The organism is Robiginitalea marina (assembly GCF_024006985.1).
Lineage (GTDB): Bacteria > Bacteroidota > Bacteroidia > Flavobacteriales > Flavobacteriaceae > Robiginitalea > Robiginitalea marina.
The window spans coordinates 58,691-77,079 of the sequence record NZ_JAMXIB010000007.1 but is presented as its reverse complement, the minus strand read 5'-3'; the positions used below and the strand labels follow the sequence as shown (position 1 = coordinate 77,079).

The window sequence follows — 18,389 nt, the reverse complement described above, 5'->3', positions numbered from 1 at the left end:
CCGCCAGGGGCAAGCCCCGGGGACCACTATTCCCGCGGCCGGGCCCTGAGGTATTCGGCATAGCCCCCGGTGAGGTCCACTACCCGAAACCCAAGGGAATCCAGCACCCGGGCCGCATGGGCGCTTCGGACCCCGGCCTGGCAATAGAGATAGAGTTTCTGATCCCTGGAGACGGTATCCCAGTGGCGGATAAAATCATCAGCCATCCAGTCTACGTTCAAGGCCCCGGGCAGGTGGCCCTGGCTGAACTCCCCGGGGGTCCTGACATCGACCAGCAATTCCCCTGCTTTCAGGTCAGCGGCAGAGAATTCGGTGATGGGCATCTGGGTTTTTTCCTGGCAGGAAAGGACCGAAAGGCTCAGGAGCAACAAAAAAACAAGCTTTTTCATGACAACGTGCTAAGGAATTTAAAGGTACTACTAATCTTTAAAATTCCTTTAATTTAGCACCGAACCGAAGGGATGGAAAAACAGGAGTTACACCCCGATACCTGGGTAGACCGCTACGCAGATTACCTTTACCGCTATGCGCTCACCAGGGTAAACGATGAGGAGCTGGCCAGGGACCTGGTGCAGGAAACCTTTATCGCCGGCCTGCAATCCATGGGGAACTTCCAGGGCAGGGCCTCGGAACGGACCTGGCTGGTGGCCATCCTGAAGCGCAAGGTAATCGACCATTACCGGCGCGCAAATACCCATAAAGGCAGGGCAGAAGTGCGGATGGATTTTGGCACCGGCGGGGAAGAGCAGGAGTCGTGGCTGGAAGGCCAGGTGGCCGACCCGGAAAGCCTGAGGGAAAACGATGCCATTGAAAACGCCGAACTGGGCCTGGCCATCGAGCGTTGCCTTTCCCGCCTGCCCGAACGGCACGCCAGGGTCTTTACCCTGAAGTCCATACAGGGGTGGGACACGGAAGATATTTGTAAGGAACTGGGGGTAAACCCGTCTAACGTATGGGTGATCATCCACCGGGCGCGGACCGCGCTGATGGAATGCCTGGGCAGCCAGTGGTTAACGTAGTACAGCTATGATTTCATGTGATAAGGTACAGTCGATTTGCACCAAAGCCCAGTACAGGGAGGCCAGCCTTTACGAGAAGGGGCTGCACTTCATCCATACCCTCTATTGCAAGGCCTGTATTGAATTCAGCCGGAAGAATAACCAATTGAGCGGACTCCTCGATCGCACTGCAGCCAGTACGCTTTCGGAGGAGGAAAAAAAGGCCATGAAGCAGCGGCTTGGGCAGGCGCGGTAGTGCCTACCCCTTCAAAGTTCCTGGAGGCCCCTGAGCAGCAGCCACGAGATAATCGGGATCCCTTCCACCCAGAAAGAGGCGTAATATTTTCCCTGGCGTTCGGAAGCCCCGGCCAGGGCGGCCCCCAGCAGCAAACCCGTCACCGCTTTGCACAACAACTCCCCCGGGGCCGTTGAATCCTTCAACCAGGTAGCCAGCACAAAAACCAGGGCGACTGCCCAACCTGTGCGGCGGGTGGCGGCGACCCCCCAGCGCTGGGGAATAGTGCGCAGGGAAGGGGGGTCGCGCTGCAGGTCCCGTATCTCAAAGGGCAACATCAGCAGGAAAATCCACAGTATTCGCTGGAAGCCCTCGACCTGCAAATCCCACATCCCGGCCTGCAGCCTTCCCCATGCGGGAATCCAAAGGCTGGCCAGGGTCCACACCAAGGCGACCAGGAAAACCTTCAGCAACCCAAAACTCCTGAGGTTCCGGACCCCCGGCAGAAAGGGTACCGCATACAGGGCCGAAATGGCCCCGCATGCCATCAGGAGGAACCAGTAAGCCGGGGGCAGGAAAAACAGGTGGTACAGGGCCAGGAAAAGGGCCAGCAGGCTTCCGGTGATTAACGGCCTGACCCCCCCGGGCAGCCCGGGGAGGTGCTTGCCGGTTTCCACCCCGTACTTGATGGTGTTGTAAGCAGCTACACTACCCAAAAACAAAGCCCAATAATAATGCGAAGAAATCTGGAGCCCAAAGACATCCCCGGTAAAGGCGACCAGGGAAACCAGGGACAGGCTGACATGGAGGCTGGCCCTGACATACACATCGAAAAGCAGTTTGGGAAGGCGCACAAAACAAAGGTATAGAAAGTGTTCATAAGCTTTTTTTTTGGTTAAAAACTTTCCGCGGACGGGTATTCCCAAAAAGGAGGGAATCCGGGAATTAAGTGCTAATTTTGTGCACTTGTAAGCTGAATCCGCCACATCATGAATACAGACCAATTCGCCTCCAGGCATATAGGCATACGCCCCTCTGACCTGCCCCATATGCTTAAAACCATAGGGGTCAGGGACCTGGACCAACTAATAGACCAGACGGTCCCTGACGATATCCGCCTGAAAAAGCCCATGGCGCTGGATGCCCCCATGACGGAGTATGAATACCTGGTGCACATCCACCAGCTTGCAGGGGAAAACCAACTCTTCAGGACCTTTATCGGCCTGGGCTACCACCCCTGTATCACCCCCTCGGTCATCAAAAGGAACATTTTGGAAAACCCGGGGTGGTACACCGCCTATACCCCTTACCAGGCAGAGATCGCCCAGGGCAGGTTGGAGGCCCTGCTGAACTTCCAAACCATGGTCTGCGACCTGACCGGGATGGAGCTGGCCAACGCCTCCCTGCTGGACGAAAGCACCGCTGCGGCCGAAGCCATGACCATGCTCTATGACCTGAGGAGCCGCGATCAGAAGAAGAACGGTGCCCTGAAATTCTTTGTGGCCCATGATGTGATGCCCCAAACCCTGGCATTGCTGGAAACCCGGTCGAAACCCCTGGGGATAGATTTGGTGCTGGGTGACCCCGAAGATGCAGGCCTGGATCATACCTTTTACGGGGCCCTGTTGCAATATCCCTCCAGGGACGGCGCGATACACCCCCTGGCCGGCTTTATCGAAAAAGCGCATGCCCTCGACCTCAAAGTCGCAGTGGCTGCTGACCTGATGAGCCTCTGCCTGCTGGTCCCCCCGGGGGAATTCGGCGCTGACGTCGTGGTGGGGACCACGCAACGCTTCGGGATCCCCATGGGGTATGGCGGGCCCCACGCCGCATATTTTGCCACCCGCGAGGAATACAAGCGAAGCATTCCCGGCCGCATCATCGGCATGAGCCGGGACGTGGACGGCAAACCGGCCATGCGCATGGCCCTGCAAACCAGGGAACAACACATTAAGAGGGACAAAGCCACCTCCAATATTTGCACGGCCCAGGTCCTGCTGGCCGTAATGGCCGGGGCCTATGGGGTGTACCACGGGCCCGACGGGCTCAAAAAAATCGCCACCCGCATCCACCAGTTGGCGGTGACCCTGGCCGATGGCCTGGAGGCCATGGGGATCGCTTTGAAAAACCAGCATTTTTTCGACACCCTTTGCCTGGAAGCCCCTGCTGAAAAGGTCAGGGCGCTGGCAGAAGCCGCCGGGATGAATTTCCACTTTCCCTCAGCAGGGGAAGTCTGTATTTCCCTGAATGAAACCACCGATATGCAGGATGTTGAAGACATCCTTTCGGTGTTCGCCCAGGCAATGGGCAAATCCTTCGAGGGCCCTGCCCGGCCGGGTAACCGGGCCGCCATCCCGGAAGGCCTACACAGGCAGTCAGCCTTCATGCAGCAGGACGTCTTCAACCGCTACCATTCGGAAACGGAACTGATGCGTTACCTGAAAAAACTGGAGCGAAGGGACCTGGCCCTGAACCATTCCATGATCTCCCTGGGTTCCTGTACCATGAAGCTGAACGCCGCCACGGAAATGCTTCCCCTGAGCATGCCCGAATGGAGCAACATCCACCCATTTGTACCGGTGGCCCAGGCCGCCGGCTACCATAAAATGCTGCGCAAGCTGGAAGCCTACCTGACCGAAATTACAGGGTTCGCGGCCACTTCCCTCCAGCCCAATTCCGGGGCGCAGGGCGAGTATGCCGGGCTCATGCTCATCAGGGCCTACCACGAATCACGGGGGGATACCCACCGCAACGTCTGTATCATCCCGGCATCTGCCCATGGGACCAACCCCGCCTCCGCCGTCATGGCAGGCATGCGGGTGGTGGTCACCAAAACCGATGAGAAGGGGAATATCGACGAGGCGGACCTCGAGGAAAAGGTACGGGCGCACAGCGAAAACCTGGCTGCCCTTATGGTGACCTACCCGTCTACGCACGGGGTTTTCGAGTCCTCCATCCGCAGGGTTACCCGCCTGATCCACGAGCACGGCGGGCAGGTCTATATGGATGGGGCCAATATGAATGCCCAGGTGGGCCTGACCAACCCCGCGACCATCGGGGCGGACGTCTGCCACCTGAACCTTCACAAGACCTTTGCCATCCCGCACGGGGGTGGCGGTCCCGGGGTGGGCCCTATCTGCGTGGCCCCGCAATTGGCGAAATTCCTGCCAGGAAACCCCGTGGTCCCCACGGGTGGGGACTCTGCCATCCCAGCGATTTCGGCAGCGCCCTGGGGCAGCGCCCTGGTTTGCCTGATTTCCTATGCCTATATCCGCATGCTGGGGGCCGAAGGCCTGACCCAGGCCACGCGGGTAGCCATCCTGAATGCCAATTACCTGAAAGAACGCCTTCAGGAGGCCTATCCCGTCCTGTATACGGGCGAGATGGGCAGGGCAGCCCACGAAATGATCATAGACTGCCGCGATTTCAAAAAGCAGGGGGTGGAGGTTACTGACATCGCCAAAAGGCTTATGGATTACGGCTTCCATGCCCCGACTGTCTCTTTTCCCGTGGCCGGCACCATGATGATCGAGCCTACGGAAAGTGAGGGTCTCGAAGAACTGGATCGCTTCTGCGATGCCCTGCTGTCTATCCGGGAAGAAATTGCCCGGTCTTCTGAAAGCGAGCCAAACCCGTTGCTAAAAAATGCACCCCATACCCTGGAGATGGTCACTGCGGATGCCTGGGAGTATCCCTACAGCCGGCAACAGGCTGCCTTCCCCCTCCCTTATGTAGGGGAGAACAAATTCTGGCCCGGGGTACGTCGGGTCGATGATGCTTACGGCGACCGCAACCTGGTTTGCACCTGCGACCCCATTGAGGCGTATGCAGAGGCTGATGAATAACGGCCAGGCCCGTATGCGGGTACAGGCCAGTAAAACAATAGGATGTACGCACACTATCCGGAAAAGAGGTATCGGCTGACCCTGGAATTCCTCCAAAAACATATAAGCCCGGGGGCTTCCATCCTGGACCTCGGGGTGCCGAACCCCTTCTCCGAAATCATGCAGGAACATGGTTACCAGGTGGCCAATACCGGGGGGGAAGACCTCGACCTGGAGTTAGACCTGGTAAGGCAATCCGAAGCCGGGGTGGTCACTGCCTTTGAGATCCTGGAACACCTGGTGGCCCCCTTCAACGTCCTTCAGGCCATCCCCGCCGCAAAATTGCTGGCCAGCGTACCCCTAAAACTCTGGTTTGCCCCGGCATACCGGTCAAAAACAGATCCCTGGGACCGGCATTTCCACGAATTTGAGCCATGGCAATTCGACTGGTTGCTCGAAAAATCGGGATGGGAAATCAAGGATAGCCTCCAGTGGGCCCATCCGGTACCCCGGTTTGGGGTCCGGCCCCTGCTAAGGCGGTTTACCCCGAGGTATTACCTGGTTTACGCCGAGCGTTCCGGGTAACCGGCAGGGCATCCCAACCTGCCTTTTAAAGAATGTATTATGGCTTCCCCCAGGGAGAATAAAATCCTGATCATCATACCGGCCCATAACGAGGAAGCCTTTATCGGCCGGTGCCTGGAATCCTTTGCGGCTCAAACCCGCACCCCCGATGAGCTCCGGGTCGTCAGCGACCACTGCACAGACAATACCTCCGGCATCGTCCGGGGGTACCAGGAACAATATCCGTGGATCCGCCTGCTGGAACGGAAATCCTCCCCGGCGCACCAACCGGGCCCCAAGGTGGTGGAAACCTTCAGGGCCGGGCTGGAAATGGGATGGGACGGGTTTGATTTCATCGGTAAATTCGATGCCGATATCCTCCTGCCTGCACGGTACCTGGAGCAAATCCTGCAAGCCTTCCGGGAGGACCCCGACCTGGGGATGTGTTCCGGCGAACTTTATATCGAACACCAGGGGAAATGGACCTACGAACCCATTGCCAACCCCGGACACGTCAGGGGGCCCGTAAAGCTCTACTCCCGAAAGTGTTTTGAAGCTATCGGGGGGCTCAGGCCGTATATCGGCTGGGACACCGCCGACACCTTGCTGGCCCGATACCATGGGTTCAGCACCGGGACCCTCCCCGACCTGCAGGTGAAGCACCTGCGGCCCACGGGAAGCGGATACTCCCGGAAAAATGCGGCCCTGCAGGGAAGGGCCCTGTACAACCTGCGTTACGGGTGGGCCCTCAGCCTTGTGGCCAGCTTCAAAATGGGTTGGAAACGTCGTGCCCCCGCCCTGCCCTTCCTGGCCATGGCCGGATACCTGAAGGCATGGCTTACCGGGCAGGACCGCATGCTGAATAAGGCCGAAGGGGCCTATGCCCGCCACTGGCGGTGGCAGCAGGTACGCGGGAGGCTAGTCCAGGGCTTCCGCAATGGGCAGGCCGGTAGCCCCGCTGGGGAACGCCGTGCCCAGTAAGACCGCCAGGGTCGGGGCAATATCGCGAATATGGGTCCGCCGGAGCAATTCCCCCTGCCGAATCCCCTTTCCATAAAAAATCAGGGGGACATGGGTATCGTAAATCCAGGGTGACCCGTGGGTAGACCCCGTGGGGGTGTAATTGGTCGTGGCCGGGTCGGTGACCAGCAGGAGGTCCCCGGAACGCTTCTGGTGGTATCCGTTCTGCAAGATGGCAGCGATACCTTCGGTATAGTCGGCAGATCGCATCTGCGTGCCCGTGTAAACCTGCTGTATCCCGGGGTAGCCCAGCAATTCGCCTGCCAGGACCTCTTCAACTTCCCTGGGGTCGAGGTCGAGGTTGCGGATCACCTTTTGGTCGAGGAACACCTGGTTGTTGGAAATATTGCGGACAATTTCAGCATCCCCATAGGTATACCGGAGGAATTCGTTGAATTTTTTCCGGATCTCCCCCATCTCCAGATACCCGGCTGGGACCTTAAGGTCCTTCAGGTAGGCAGGTACATGCCCCGCCCCATGGTCCGAGGTGAGGAATACCGTATACTGCCCTTTCCCCACGTTTCGGTCAAGGAAAATCAACAGGCGCTCCAGGTCCTGGTCGAGCCTCAGGTAGGTGTCCTGGACCTCCCTGGAGTTCACCCCGAATTTATGGCCCACATAGTCGGTGCTGGAAAAACTGATCGCCAGGAAGTCGGTAATGATATCCGCCCCAAGGCCTTCCTCCTCTACCGCCCGGAGCGCAAAATCGAGGGTAAGGCTGTTTCCAAAGGGGGTGGGCCGAAGCAAATCGAAGTGGCCGTTCCCTTCCCATAAGGCAGGCAGGTCGTGGGGGAATACCGGGGCGGCTTCCCCCTTAAACAGGCCCTCATAGGGGACATTGTCCGGGCCGCTCTCCGCGTAGGTGTTGATCTCCTTAAGCGGTTCCCAAACCGTTTTATAGCGCGCGGCAGCCCCGGACGCATTGAACGCCTCCACCCACCCGGGTAGGTTTTCCATATAGAAGGAACTGCTGATCCACCTCCCCGCTTCGCCCCCTTCAAACCAGTAGGCGGCGTTGGCCAGGTGGCCTCCGGGCAGCGTTGCGCCCCGGTCTTTCAAAGCAACCGCCACCACCTTGGAACGCAACTGGTGGTGCAGGCGCAACTGGTCGGTAATGGTGGTGACCAGCATCCGGTGCGGGGACATTTTCCCGGCCTCCGAGGTGGTTCCAACGGCCTGTCGGTCGGGGTCGCCGGCACAATATACTTCCTTTCCGGTTTCCCGGTCGTACCAGTCGTTCCCAATAATCCCATGCACGGAAGGGGTGGTTCCCGTGTAGACGGAAGCATGTCCAGGGCCTGTGCTGGTAGGCGCATAATTGAAATGGTGGTCCCTGCAGAGGAACCCCTCCCCTACCAGGCGGCGGAAGCCCCCTTCCCCATAATGGTTCCAGAAGCGGCTCAGGTAGTCAAAACGCATCTGGTCGACCACAAGACCCACTACCAGTCGGGGCGGGTCCTGGAACCCGGGAGAGTTTCCCAAAGCTGTGCGCTCCCGCTGATTCCCCTGGCCATAAACGACCGGAATACCCGCAACGATAAAGGCCAGTGGCAACAAAAGTTTTCTGAAAGGCTTGAAGGAATTCATGTGAGAAGGGATTAACTGGCATAAAATTACATATAAGCAGTGCATTGGAAAAGCCGGTGAGATTAAATGAAGTTTAATATTCTTATTTTTACCCATGCGACCGCAACCCATTACCCCATGAATTACCTGGCCTCTATTGGAAGTTATGCCATCATGGTCCGCGAGGTGTTTAAAAAACCCACCAAGTGGCGCATCATGAAAAGCCTGATCCTCAAGGAAATCGATGACCTTATCTTCGGCTCCCTGGGCATCATCATCTTCATTTCCTTTTTTATCGGTGGGGTAGTTGCCATCCAAACGGCCCTTAACATCAGCAACCCCCTGATCCCCAGGAACCTGATTGGTTTTGCCACCCGGCAATCGGTGATCCTGGAGTTTGCCCCGACATTTACCTCCATCATCATGGCCGGCAAGGTGGGGTCTTATATTACCTCGAGTATTGGGACCATGCGGGTGACCGAACAAATCGATGCCCTGGAAGTGATGGGGGTCAATTCCCTGAATTACCTGGTTTTCCCCAAAATCGTCGCCATGTTTTTTTACCCCTTTGCAGTAGCCATCGCCATGTATATCGGTATTCTTGGGGGATGGATCGCCGGGGTATTCGGGGGGTTCAGCTCCAGTGCCGATTTTGTGGAAGGACTACAGCTCGATTTCATCCCCTACCACGTGACCTATTCCTTCATCAAATCGGTGGTCTTTGCCTTTGTAATTGCCACGGTCCCCTCCTATCATGGCTACTACATGAAAGGCGGGGCTTTGGAGGTGGGTAAGGCAGCCACGGTGTCCTTCGTCTGGACCAGTGTGGTCATCATTATCCTGAATTACGTTCTCACCCAACTAATGCTCGGTTAAAGGCCATGATAGAAGTAAAAGACCTGCATAAAGCCTTCGATGGAAGCCCGGTACTCAAGGGGATCAGCACCGTATTTGAAAAGGGGAAGACCAACCTGATCATCGGGCAGAGCGGCTCAGGGAAGACGGTGTTCATGAAGTGCCTGCTGGGGCTTATTATCCCCGACAGCGGGACCATTTGCTACGAGGGGCAGATCTACTCGCAGCTCACCCCGGAACAACAGCGCGACCTGAGGCAGGAAATGGGGATGGTGTTCCAGGGCAGCGCCCTTTTCGATTCCATGACCGTGGAAGGCAATGTGATGTTTCCCCTGGAGATGTTTGCCCGCCAATCACGTTCCGAAATGCAGGACCGGGTGGAATTCGTCCTCAGGCGGGTCAACCTGGCGGATGCCCATAAAAAATACCCCGCCGAAATCTCCGGGGGGATGCAGAAGCGGGTGGCCATAGCCCGTGCCATTGTGATGAACCCGAAATACCTGTTTTGCGATGAACCCAACTCAGGCCTGGACCCCAGGACGGCCATCCTCATCGATAACCTCATCCAGGAAATTACCCGGGAATACAATATTACCACGGTTATCAATACCCACGACATGAACTCCGTAATGGAGATCGGTGAAAAGATTGTATTCCTGAAGGATGGCATCAAAGAGTGGGAAGGCACGAACCGGGACATCTTCCGTACCGACAACGAGGCCGTAAGCAACTTTGTTTACTCTTCAGAACTCTTCAAGAAGGTTCGTCAAATGTACCTTGAAGAACGGGACTAGTCTCCGGTTTCCCGAACCCGGACCCGATCGTTTTTCAGGCGTACCCTTAGCCACTCCGAGACCTTTTCCAGGGCTTGTTGTTTCTCAGAATCCGGGAAATCCTCCTTCCATGTGACCTCAAACACCGGGATGGTGTCCGTTTTGCTGAAATCGGTCTGCAGGGTATAGGCGTATCCGAGCCCTGCCAGTCCGTCGTAATTTACCCGGGCCTCTGCCGAGATTTCCTCAAAGGGCACCATCCCCTCGGCCAGGCTGCTGACCAGGGATAGCTCCTCTTCCAGCAGGCGGATGCGCCGGTCCTTGTCGAGCAGTTCGGCTTTCTTGGACTCGTAGAGCTCATTTACGTACTGGAATTTTTGCTCACTGTCGTCACGCGCCCCCTGTACGACCTTCAGTTCGGTATTCCCCAGCTCTGAATACCGGGCCATCTGGGTTTGCCAGGTTTGTATGATGTTGTCGGGGATGAGCTCATCGCCCATGCTGACCACTTCGATGGTCGAAACACCGTCCTTTTCGTATTCGATTTGGGTCAGGTTATCCATAAAACGACCATTCCCCTGGAACTGGTAAACCCCGATGGTTTCGTTGACTAGCTGACGCGCCTGGCTGGTGAAGCGGGATTCCCTGAAGACCTGATAAAACGTATACCCCGCCGGGATCATCACGAGCAAAGCCACCAGGGAAGCAATACGCGCGGTAAAGGCCCGTTTTTTGGAATTGGCGTACCGCACCATCGGAAATCGCAGGATCTTCAGGACCAGGAAGGTGGCCAGGGCAATGAAGATGGTATTAATGGTAAAGAGGTACATGGCCCCCCCGGCGTATTCCCAGTTCCGGATGGCCAGGCCGAAGCCCACGGTACAAAGGGGCGGCATGAGGGCAGTGGCAATCGCCACCCCGTAAATGACACTGGCCATGGTCCCCTTTTTCGCCCGGGCGATCACCAGTGCAAGGCCCCCGAAAAATGCGATCAATACATCCCGAATATCCGGGGCCGTGCGCGCGAGCAGTTCAGAAGACTCATCCCGGAGCGGAAAAAAATTAAAGAACAGATAGGCAGTCAACACACTGAGAATCACCATAACGGCAAAATTCTTCAGCGACCTCCGCAGGGTAAAGATATCGTTTATGGCAATGGACATGCCTATGCCGAGGATAGGGCCCATGAGGGGGGAGATCAACATGGCACCGATGACCACGGCCGTGGAATTCGCGTTCAGGCCGACCGAGGCGATGAAAATCGAACAAATCAGGATCCACGTCGTATGTCCCTTGAAGGCGATATCGGCCACAATCGCATTCTTGGTGGCTTCCTGGTCCGTATCAGCGCGGATACTGAGCAAATCGCGAAGGAAGGCATAACTACTGCCCAAAAACCCCTTAAAGCTCCTTTTAACCTCTTCCTTCTGGTCAGCGTTGCCTTGCGGCCCTGCAACGGGATTCTCCCGATCGGTTTGTTCCATGTTCCCTTCTAAATATAATCTTCCCCAAATGCTTCCTTAACCCGGCTAACCCACTGCTTGATCTCCTGTTCCCGGGCCCGGGGCATGATGAGCAGCGCCTGTTCCGTATCCACTACAATATAGTCTTTTAACCCTTGTATTACGGCAATTTTTTTAGCTGGCAGGCGTATCATATTGCCCTGGGTATCCGCTTCGAGCACCCCGCCCCGTACCACGGCATTTGCCCCTGCATCTTTTGGGACCTTTTCGTAGAGGGAACCCCAGGTGCCCAGGTCATTCCAGTCGAAGCGGGCAGGCAGCACAAAAACCGAATCGGAGGGTTCCAAGATAGCATAATCTATGGAAATATTTTCGGCCTTCGGATAGTGCGATTCAATGAATGCCGCTTCCCCCGGGGTGTTATATACCTCCCACCCCTTCTTGAACAAAGCATACTGGGCGGGCTGGTAGCGCGCAAAAGCGGCTTCGATGGCAGCTACGCTCCACATAAAGATCCCGGCATTCCACAGGAAGTTCCCCTGCTCCAGGAAACCCCTGGCCGTAGCGTAATCGGGCTTCTCCCGAAACTGATGTACCGGCTTTAGCCCTGCCGAACCCAGGCCTTCGGGCGGGAATTCGATATACCCGAATCCGGTGTTCGGAAAAGTGGGCTGTATGCCCAGGGTACAGAGTACCGGGGCTTTGCTACAGGCGTCGAAACACTCGAGCACATCGGCCTGGAAGGCTGCTTCATCTTCTATCCAGTGGTCGCTGGGGGCCACCACCATAACCGCCTCCGGGTTCATTTTCCGGATCTTCAGGGCGGCATACAGGATACAGGGGGCGGTATTGCGCATGGCGGGTTCCGAAACCACCTGGGAAGGGTCGATGTCGGGCAACTGCTCCAGCACCAGGTCTGTATACCGGGCATTGGTCAACACCAGGATCTGGCTGGGCGGGATAAACCGGGCCAGCCTCCCGAAGGTTTTCTGCAACAGCGATGCCCCCGCCCCAAGCATGTCATGGAATTGTTTGGGGTATTCCGCGGTGCTTACGGGCCAAAACCGGGATCCGACCCCCCCGGCCATCAATACGGCGTAATAATTGTTGTTCAAGGCATGAAGATTAAAGGGTTATGTCTTTCCAAATACCACTTCCCGGGTTCCGGGGTGAAGGGGTTATCGCGCCGGGTAGTTCCGGTGCTTGCCGGGCAGCCGCTCCCGCAACGCCTTTACAGGGCCAATTTAGTGAACTTCCCGCAAAGCAGGGGCCCGGAAACGTACTCCCTGCCAACAGGGGTGACCTGCTTCCGACCGCAAACCGATTACTCATGGCGGGGGGAAAAAGGGTCGGAAACCCATTCGACCTCAGCCTGGGGTTGGAACAGGTACCATTTGCCCGAATGCAGCTCCAGGCACTGGAAGCGCTTGATTTTCCTGGGGCCTTTTCGGAAAATCCTTCCGTTGTACAGTCGGAAGGTACTTCCCTCCGGCAGTTCGAATACATAGTGCATGCCCCTGGCACGGTCATCGAATTCCCTGAGGGCCAGGGAAAGGGCCGTATCGGTGCTGCTGCTGGCTTTGGGGTTTTTGAAGTGCCTCGCCAGCAAGGGCAACAGGGATGAAGGGAAGATTTCGGGGCGCAGGAAGGGGAGCATGAGGTACTGGAAGGTATGTTTCCACTCCCTGCCATGGGGCTTAATGGCCCTTCCGTATTTCTCGAAGGCCAGCAAGTGGGCGAATTCGTGGATCAGGGTAATGAGGAAGCGGTATCTATTCCCCATGGCATTAACCGTGATCTGGTGCCCGCCCCCGGGCAGGATGCGGTAATCCCCATGGCGGGTGACCCGTTCATTGACGATTTTCAGGTGGATCCCATAGGCCTGTATGATTTCCTGACAGGGAACCACAGCCTGTTCCGGTAAATAGCGCTGAAGCACCTGGCTCATGGACACAAATGTAGAAAATTTAGGACGCCTGCCTGCAAGCTGCATAGCACAGCCCCGCCTTCGGGCGAAGGTTCCCTGTCGAAGCCTCTGCAGGTCTCAGGGGGTGGAATTGCTTACGGGAAGCACCTTTCCGTTGAAATAGGCATGGCCCTTGAGCGCAAAGTCGCGGATAAAGGCGGCCATTTCCGCCGCGCTCACCGGGGCCTTGTAACCCGGGAAAGCAGCTTCCAGCATTTCGGTCTGTACTGCCCCCAGTGCCAGCACATTAAACGCAGGCCCTTGTTCTTTGTACTCTTCAGCAAGCAATTCAGCCAGGGTAATCAATGCCCCTTTACTGGAACTGTAGGCAGATAGGCCGGGGAATTTTGCGCTTCCCTGTACCCCGCCCATCGAACTGATCATCACCACATGCCCGCCGCGCCCCATCCAGGGCAGCAGGGCCCTGGTAAGCCCGGCTACGCCAAAGACATTGACCCGGTAAAGGGCCTCAAAATCGCGGGGGGAAGTTTCCGAAAAAGGTTTGAGCAGGAGCGCCCCGGCGTTGTGGATCAGCAGGTCTACCCCGCCCCAGTGCTGCTCCACCCAAAGGGCGGCACGCTCCAGGTCTTCCCCGAGGGTAATGTCGAAGGGCCATGCCGAAACCCCGGAAAGGCCAAGGGCGGTTACCGGCTTCTCATTGCGCGAAAGCGCCAGTAACTGGTGACCGGCGGTGGCGAACTCCCTGACGAGTTCCAGGCCGATGCCGCGGCTAGTGCCTGTGATGACTACCTTTCCCATATCAATTCCCTTTGATTTCACGCTCCCCGGCATCGGCAATACTCCGGATTACGGGGGCCATGCGGTTTACCAGGGCGGCCATGTGGACAAAATCCATCCGTGAGGCCTCATCCCCGGCCTGGTGGTAGTAGGCGTAGTTCTGAAAATCAAAGGTGGAAAAGGTATGGGAAGGAACGTTGAACTCCTCGAAAAAAGCATAATTGTCAGACCGCTGGAAGAGGTTGTATTCCCGCGCAGTCTCCAGGAAACCCACCAAGTCTGCCCCGCCATAGGCATTGCAAATCCCGGCCAGGTTTGACCGTTCGAAGCCGGTGAGGTAAACCAGGTAATCCCGGCCGGACATCGGCACCCCCGTCATCTCGAAATTGAGCATGGCGTACAGGTCTATGCCCCGTTCCTTGAGCACCCTGGCCAGATGGCGGGAACCCAACAGGCCCCGCTCTTCCGCACTGAAAAAGGCAAAGATCAGGCTTCTGCGGGGTGCCCCCTGCCCGGACAAAATCCGTGCCAGCTCCAGGACTGTGGACGTGCCACTGGCATTGTCATTGGCGCCGTTTGCAATGGCATCCCCATCTTTCGGGGGCAGCAGGCCAATATGGTCATAATGCGCCCCGATCACCAGGTATTCGTCCTTCAGCTCCGGGTCCGAACCTTCCAGGACCCCTACAATATTATAGGCCACTTCCTTGCTGTTGGAGAGGGTGTCCCTGTAGGTCTGAAAGTAGGGACTTATGCCGAATTCCCGCATCTTTGCCTCGAGATAGGCCGCTGCACGTTCAATACCTTCCGAACCCGTGTCGCGTCCCTGTAGTTCATCGGAAGCGAGAAAATGCATCATGGTGCTGATCCGCGAGGAGTCGCTCTCGGCCGGTTTGCCCGCCACAGCCTCAGGGCCCGGGCGGTCGGATCCGGTACCCGATGATTTCAGGGCACCGCAGGACCCCAAAACCAAGGCCAAAAGGGCTATGCCCAAAAGGCCTGCCTTGCCTTTACCGCGAAATCCGCGGTCCCTTCCTGGATTTAGTTCGGCGGCCCACATCAGGCGAGCATGGTTACCGGATACTCGAGATAGGCCCTCAGGGTTTGCAGGAACTGTGCCCCGGTAGCCCCGTCGACCGTACGGTGGTCACAGGCCAGGGTGACCTTCATGGTATGCCCTATGCGTATTTCCCCTTGCTTAACCACCGGCTTTTCCACTATGGCGCCAACGGACAGGATGGCGGAATTGGGCTGGTTGATGATGGAGGTGAATTCCTGAATGCCGAACATCCCCAGGTTGGAGACGGTGAAGGTACTGCCCTCCATTTCGGCAGGGGTCAGTTTTTTGTTCCGGGCACGACCCGCCAGGTCCTTTACGGCAGCCCCTATCTGGGTAAGGGTCATCTGGTCGGTAAAGCGCAATACCGGAACCACCAGGCCTTCTTCAACGGCGACCGCCACCCCGACATGGATGTGCCGGTTATACCGGGTGGTGTCGTTGTTCCAGGTGGTATTGACCTGCGGGTGTTTCCTCAGGGCCATGGCACAGGCCTTGACCACCATATCGTTAAAAGACACTTTCGTGTCGGGGAGTTCGTTGATCTGAGCCCTTGAGGCCATGGCCTGTTCCATATCCACTTCAATAGTGAGGTAGTAGTGGGGAGCACTGAACTTGGATTCGGCCAGTCTGCGGGCGATGACCTTGCGCATCTGTGAGTTCTTCACTTCCTCGGCATGTTCTTCGCCTGCAGGCACAAAAGCCTCCACGGACGATCCGGTGGCTTCAGACACGGCTGCAGGGGCAGGGGCTGCCGTTTCCCTTGCAGGGGTGAAATTCTCGATATCCCTCCTGACGATCCGGCCATGGTCCCCGCTACCGGTTACCTGCCTAAGGTCAATTCCCTTTTCCTCTGCCATTCTCCGTGCGAGGGGCGAAACAAAAATCCGGTCCCCGCCTTCCGTTTCCCGGGCGGCTTCCCCGGGTTGCGCGACAGGGCCATCAGGTTTGGCAGGCTCTGGCTCGGTTTGCTGTGCCTCCGGTTTTCCTTTTCCGGGGGCCGCGTTGAGCACCGCAGACACATCGGTGCCCTCAGGCCCGATAACTGCCAGCACGGAATCCACCGGAGCAGACTCCCCTTCCTGTATGCCGATGTGCAGGAGCGTCCCGGAGTAAAATGACTCGAACTCCATGGTCGCCTTATCGGTCTCTATTTCGGCCAGGATATCTCCTTCTTCCACTTTATCCCCGACTTTTTTGAGCCAGGAAGCCACAGTTCCTTCCTCCATGGTATCGCTCAGGCGGGGCATGGTAATGATTTCCACCCCTTCCGGGAGCCCGGCAGGGGAAGACGGTACCGGGGGAGCGGCAGGCGGCTCCTCCGCGGCAACCGGGGCAGGGGTTTCCCCGGCCGGCTTTCCGCCGAGCAGGGAAGCGATATCCTCACCTTTCTCCCCGATGATGGCCAGCAGGGAATCTACCGGGGCACCCTCCCCTTCCTGTATCCCAATATGGAGCAGGGTACCGGAATGGAACGATTCAAACTCCATGGTTGCCTTATCGGTCTCGATTTCAGCAAGGATATCCCCTTCCTCTACGGTGTCCCCTACCTTCTTGAGCCATTTCGCCACGGTTCCTTCTTCCATGGTATCGCTAAGCCTGGGCATTGTGATAATCTCAGCCATTTGCCTTTTAATTATAATTTATGTTCGAGGAACGGATAGTCTTCCTGTTCGTAAACCGTGTCATACATTTGCTCTTTGGGCGGGTATGGGGAATTCTCTGCGAACTCTTCACATTCCTTAACCAACTCCTGCACGCGCTTGTCGATCTGGCGGATTTCCTCTTCGGTAGCGTATTTTTTTTCCAGTATGGTTTCCCTCACCGTGGTGATCGGGTCGATTTTCTTGTACTCTTCCACTTCGTCCTTGGTCCGGTAATGCTGTGCGTCCGACATGGAATGCCCACGGTACCGGTAGGTCTTGGCTTCCAGGAAGGTCGGCCCTCCACCGCTCCGGGCGCGCTCAATGGCCTTGCTCAGCTCCTGCGCCACCGCCACCGGGTCCATGCCGTCAACCGGGCCGCAGGGCATTTCATAGCCCAGGCCGAGTTTCCAGATTTCCGTGGAATGGGAGGTCCTGGCCACGGAGGTCCCCATGGCATATCCATTGTTCTCGCAGATAAACACTACGGGCAGCTGCCAAAGCATGGCCAGGTTGAACGCCTCGTGAAGGCTTCCCTGCCGCACGGCCCCGTCACCCATGTAGCAAAGGGTCACGGCATCCCTGCCAAAATACTTGTCGGCAAACGCGAGGCCCGCCCCCAGGGGGATTTGCCCCCCCACGATGCCATGTCCGCCATAAAAATGATGTTCCTTGGAAAAAATGTGCATGGACCCCCCCATCCCTTTGGAGGTCCCGGTAACCTTCCCGTAGAGCTCCGCCATGACCTTCCTGGGGTCTACCCCCAGGCCAATGGGCTGTACGTGGTTCCGGTAGGCCGTGATCATGCGGTCTTTCCCAATTTCCATGGCGTGCAGGGACCCGGCCAAAACAGCTTCCTGCCCGTTGTAGAGGTGCAGGAACCCCCTGACTTTCTGCTGGATGTATACGGCGGCGAGCTTGTCCTCAAACTTGCGCCAGAAAAGCATGTCCTCGTACCATTTAAGGTACACTTCCTTGGTGACTTTTTTCATGAAGGCCTTTTTACTGTCTGAATGGTTGCGGGGAATAGCGCAGGATGGCCAGCCCCCGGGGTCGAGGAGCAAAAATACACATTAAATCATTCAGGAAAAAAAAATGGGGGCCAAAGGGGAGGGGCTGTTGTGGCCCGCCTTTAAGTCAGGCAAGAAAGCTCCCGTCAAAACCCAGCGGCAAAAGGGCCGCTATGGAGGGGCACACATACACCATACCCCCGTGACCCTGTAAAACCAGGCGTATAGGATACCCCTGCCGCTGCTCGTATTCCAGGAGGGATTGCCGGCAATTCCCGCAAGGCGCCGCCGGGACTTTCAGGGGTTTAGTCCGCCCGGAAGCGCTTATGGCTATGGCCTTTATCCCAACCCCCGGATACAGGGCTGCGGCATGGAAAACCGCCACCCTTTCGGCACAAAGCCCAGAAGGAAAGGATGCATTCTCCTGATTATTCCCCAAATGGATATGGCCTGAATCCATGCGGACAGCAGCCCCCACCTGGAACCCCGAATACGGGGCATAGGCTGCATCCCTGGCCTGCCTGGCCCTGACGAGGAGCTCCCGGTCTTCCGGGGAGAGTCCGTCCTCATCAGGGTATACCTCCAGTTCAAAAGAGATTTTGCGTTTTTCCATGGATTAAAGATACGCAAAGCTGCCGACCGGCCAGAAAAAAACCCGCCGGCAGGCAGGTTTTAAA

Annotated in this window: 18 protein-coding genes; 7 read left to right on the top strand and 11 right to left on the bottom strand. The window is 57.1% G+C overall.

The window, feature by feature from the left end:
* Window positions 1-26: 26 nt before the first annotated feature.
* On the bottom strand, window positions 27-389 hold the full coding sequence (locus NG653_RS10055; RefSeq protein WP_252741574.1) for a rhodanese-like domain-containing protein: 363 nt from the start codon (window positions 387-389) through the stop codon (window positions 27-29).
* A gap of 72 nt (window positions 390-461) precedes the next feature.
* On the opposite strand from NG653_RS10055, the gene NG653_RS10050 reads away from it, so the two are divergent.
* Together NG653_RS10050 and NG653_RS10045 are read left to right on the top strand one after the other, a co-directional pair.
* Window positions 462-1,019 (top strand): sigma-70 family RNA polymerase sigma factor, encoded by a 558-nt coding sequence (locus tag NG653_RS10050; protein ID WP_252741573.1) that lies wholly within the window; start codon window positions 462-464, stop codon window positions 1,017-1,019.
* Window positions 1,020-1,026: 7 nt separating this feature from the next.
* A complete protein-coding gene (locus tag NG653_RS10045; RefSeq protein ID WP_252741572.1) occupies window positions 1,027-1,254 on the top strand; it encodes a hypothetical protein in 228 nt (75 codons plus the stop codon).
* Window positions 1,255-1,265: 11 nt separating this feature from the next.
* Here NG653_RS10045 and NG653_RS10040 read toward each other — a convergent pair whose 3' ends face one another.
* Window positions 1,266-2,087 (bottom strand): UbiA prenyltransferase family protein, encoded by an 822-nt coding sequence (locus NG653_RS10040; RefSeq protein ID WP_252741571.1) that lies wholly within the window; start codon window positions 2,085-2,087, stop codon window positions 1,266-1,268.
* A 135-nt stretch (window positions 2,088-2,222) separates the two neighbouring features.
* Between NG653_RS10040 and gcvP the strand changes: the two genes are divergently transcribed.
* The 3 genes from gcvP to NG653_RS10025 are packed head-to-tail and all read left to right on the top strand — an operon-like array spanning window position 2,223 to window position 6,602.
* A complete protein-coding gene (gcvP, locus tag NG653_RS10035; protein WP_252741570.1) occupies window positions 2,223-5,078 on the top strand; it encodes an aminomethyl-transferring glycine dehydrogenase in 2,856 nt (951 codons plus the stop codon).
* A 42-nt stretch (window positions 5,079-5,120) separates the two neighbouring features.
* Window positions 5,121-5,642, top strand: a complete 522-nt coding sequence (locus NG653_RS10030; protein WP_252741569.1) for a class I SAM-dependent methyltransferase — start codon at window positions 5,121-5,123, stop codon at window positions 5,640-5,642.
* A gap of 39 nt (window positions 5,643-5,681) precedes the next feature.
* Complete coding sequence (locus NG653_RS10025) at window positions 5,682-6,602, top strand: glycosyltransferase family 2 protein (protein WP_252741568.1); 921 nt, start codon at window positions 5,682-5,684, stop codon at window positions 6,600-6,602.
* On the opposite strand, the gene pafA is transcribed toward NG653_RS10025, so the two are convergent.
* On the bottom strand, window positions 6,540-8,228 hold the full coding sequence (gene pafA / locus NG653_RS10020; RefSeq protein ID WP_252741567.1) for an alkaline phosphatase PafA: 1,689 nt from the start codon (window positions 8,226-8,228) through the stop codon (window positions 6,540-6,542). The two genes, NG653_RS10025 and pafA, sit on opposite strands and share 63 nt — an antisense overlap.
* Window positions 8,229-8,345: 117 nt before the next feature.
* Here pafA and NG653_RS10015 point away from each other — a divergent pair, with 117 nt between their 5' ends.
* Complete coding sequence (locus tag NG653_RS10015; RefSeq protein WP_252741677.1) at window positions 8,346-9,083, top strand: MlaE family ABC transporter permease; 738 nt, start codon at window positions 8,346-8,348, stop codon at window positions 9,081-9,083.
* A 5-nt stretch (window positions 9,084-9,088) separates the two neighbouring features.
* Entirely contained in the window at window positions 9,089-9,856 is a 768-nt protein-coding gene (locus NG653_RS10010) for an ABC transporter ATP-binding protein (RefSeq protein WP_252741566.1), read from the top strand.
* Here the strand turns inward: NG653_RS10010 and NG653_RS10005 are convergent.
* The 8 genes from NG653_RS10005 to NG653_RS09970 form a co-directional block, all read right to left on the bottom strand.
* Window positions 9,853-11,319 carry a DUF389 domain-containing protein gene (locus NG653_RS10005; RefSeq protein WP_252741565.1) on the bottom strand — a complete coding sequence of 489 codons (1,467 nt, stop codon included), beginning with the start codon at window positions 11,317-11,319 and terminating at the stop codon, window positions 9,853-9,855. The two genes, NG653_RS10010 and NG653_RS10005, sit on opposite strands and share 4 nt — an antisense overlap.
* An 8-nt stretch (window positions 11,320-11,327) precedes the next feature.
* On the bottom strand, window positions 11,328-12,413 hold the full coding sequence (locus tag NG653_RS10000) for a mannose-1-phosphate guanylyltransferase (protein ID WP_252741564.1): 1,086 nt from the start codon (window positions 12,411-12,413) through the stop codon (window positions 11,328-11,330).
* Window positions 12,414-12,622: 209 nt separating this feature from the next.
* On the bottom strand, window positions 12,623-13,246 hold the full coding sequence (locus NG653_RS09995) for a SprT-like domain-containing protein (RefSeq protein WP_252741563.1): 624 nt from the start codon (window positions 13,244-13,246) through the stop codon (window positions 12,623-12,625).
* A 96-nt stretch (window positions 13,247-13,342) separates the two neighbouring features.
* Window positions 13,343-14,023, bottom strand: coding sequence for an SDR family NAD(P)-dependent oxidoreductase (locus tag NG653_RS09990; protein WP_252741562.1), 681 nt, complete (start codon window positions 14,021-14,023; stop codon window positions 13,343-13,345).
* Window position 14,024: 1 nt separating this feature from the next.
* Complete coding sequence (locus NG653_RS09985; protein WP_252741561.1) at window positions 14,025-14,996, bottom strand: M20/M25/M40 family metallo-hydrolase; 972 nt, start codon at window positions 14,994-14,996, stop codon at window positions 14,025-14,027.
* 65 nt (window positions 14,997-15,061) lie between these two features.
* A complete protein-coding gene (locus tag NG653_RS09980) occupies window positions 15,062-16,684 on the bottom strand; it encodes a pyruvate dehydrogenase complex dihydrolipoamide acetyltransferase (protein ID WP_252741560.1) in 1,623 nt (540 codons plus the stop codon).
* 11 nt (window positions 16,685-16,695) lie between these two features.
* The gene (gene pdhA / locus NG653_RS09975; protein WP_252741559.1) at window positions 16,696-17,694 is read right to left on the bottom strand and encodes a pyruvate dehydrogenase (acetyl-transferring) E1 component subunit alpha; all 999 of its coding nucleotides are present in this window, start codon (window positions 17,692-17,694) and stop codon (window positions 16,696-16,698) included.
* 145 nt (window positions 17,695-17,839) lie between these two features.
* Entirely contained in the window at window positions 17,840-18,325 is a 486-nt protein-coding gene (locus tag NG653_RS09970; protein WP_252741558.1) for a cytidine deaminase, read from the bottom strand.
* Window positions 18,326-18,389 lie beyond the last annotated feature (64 nt).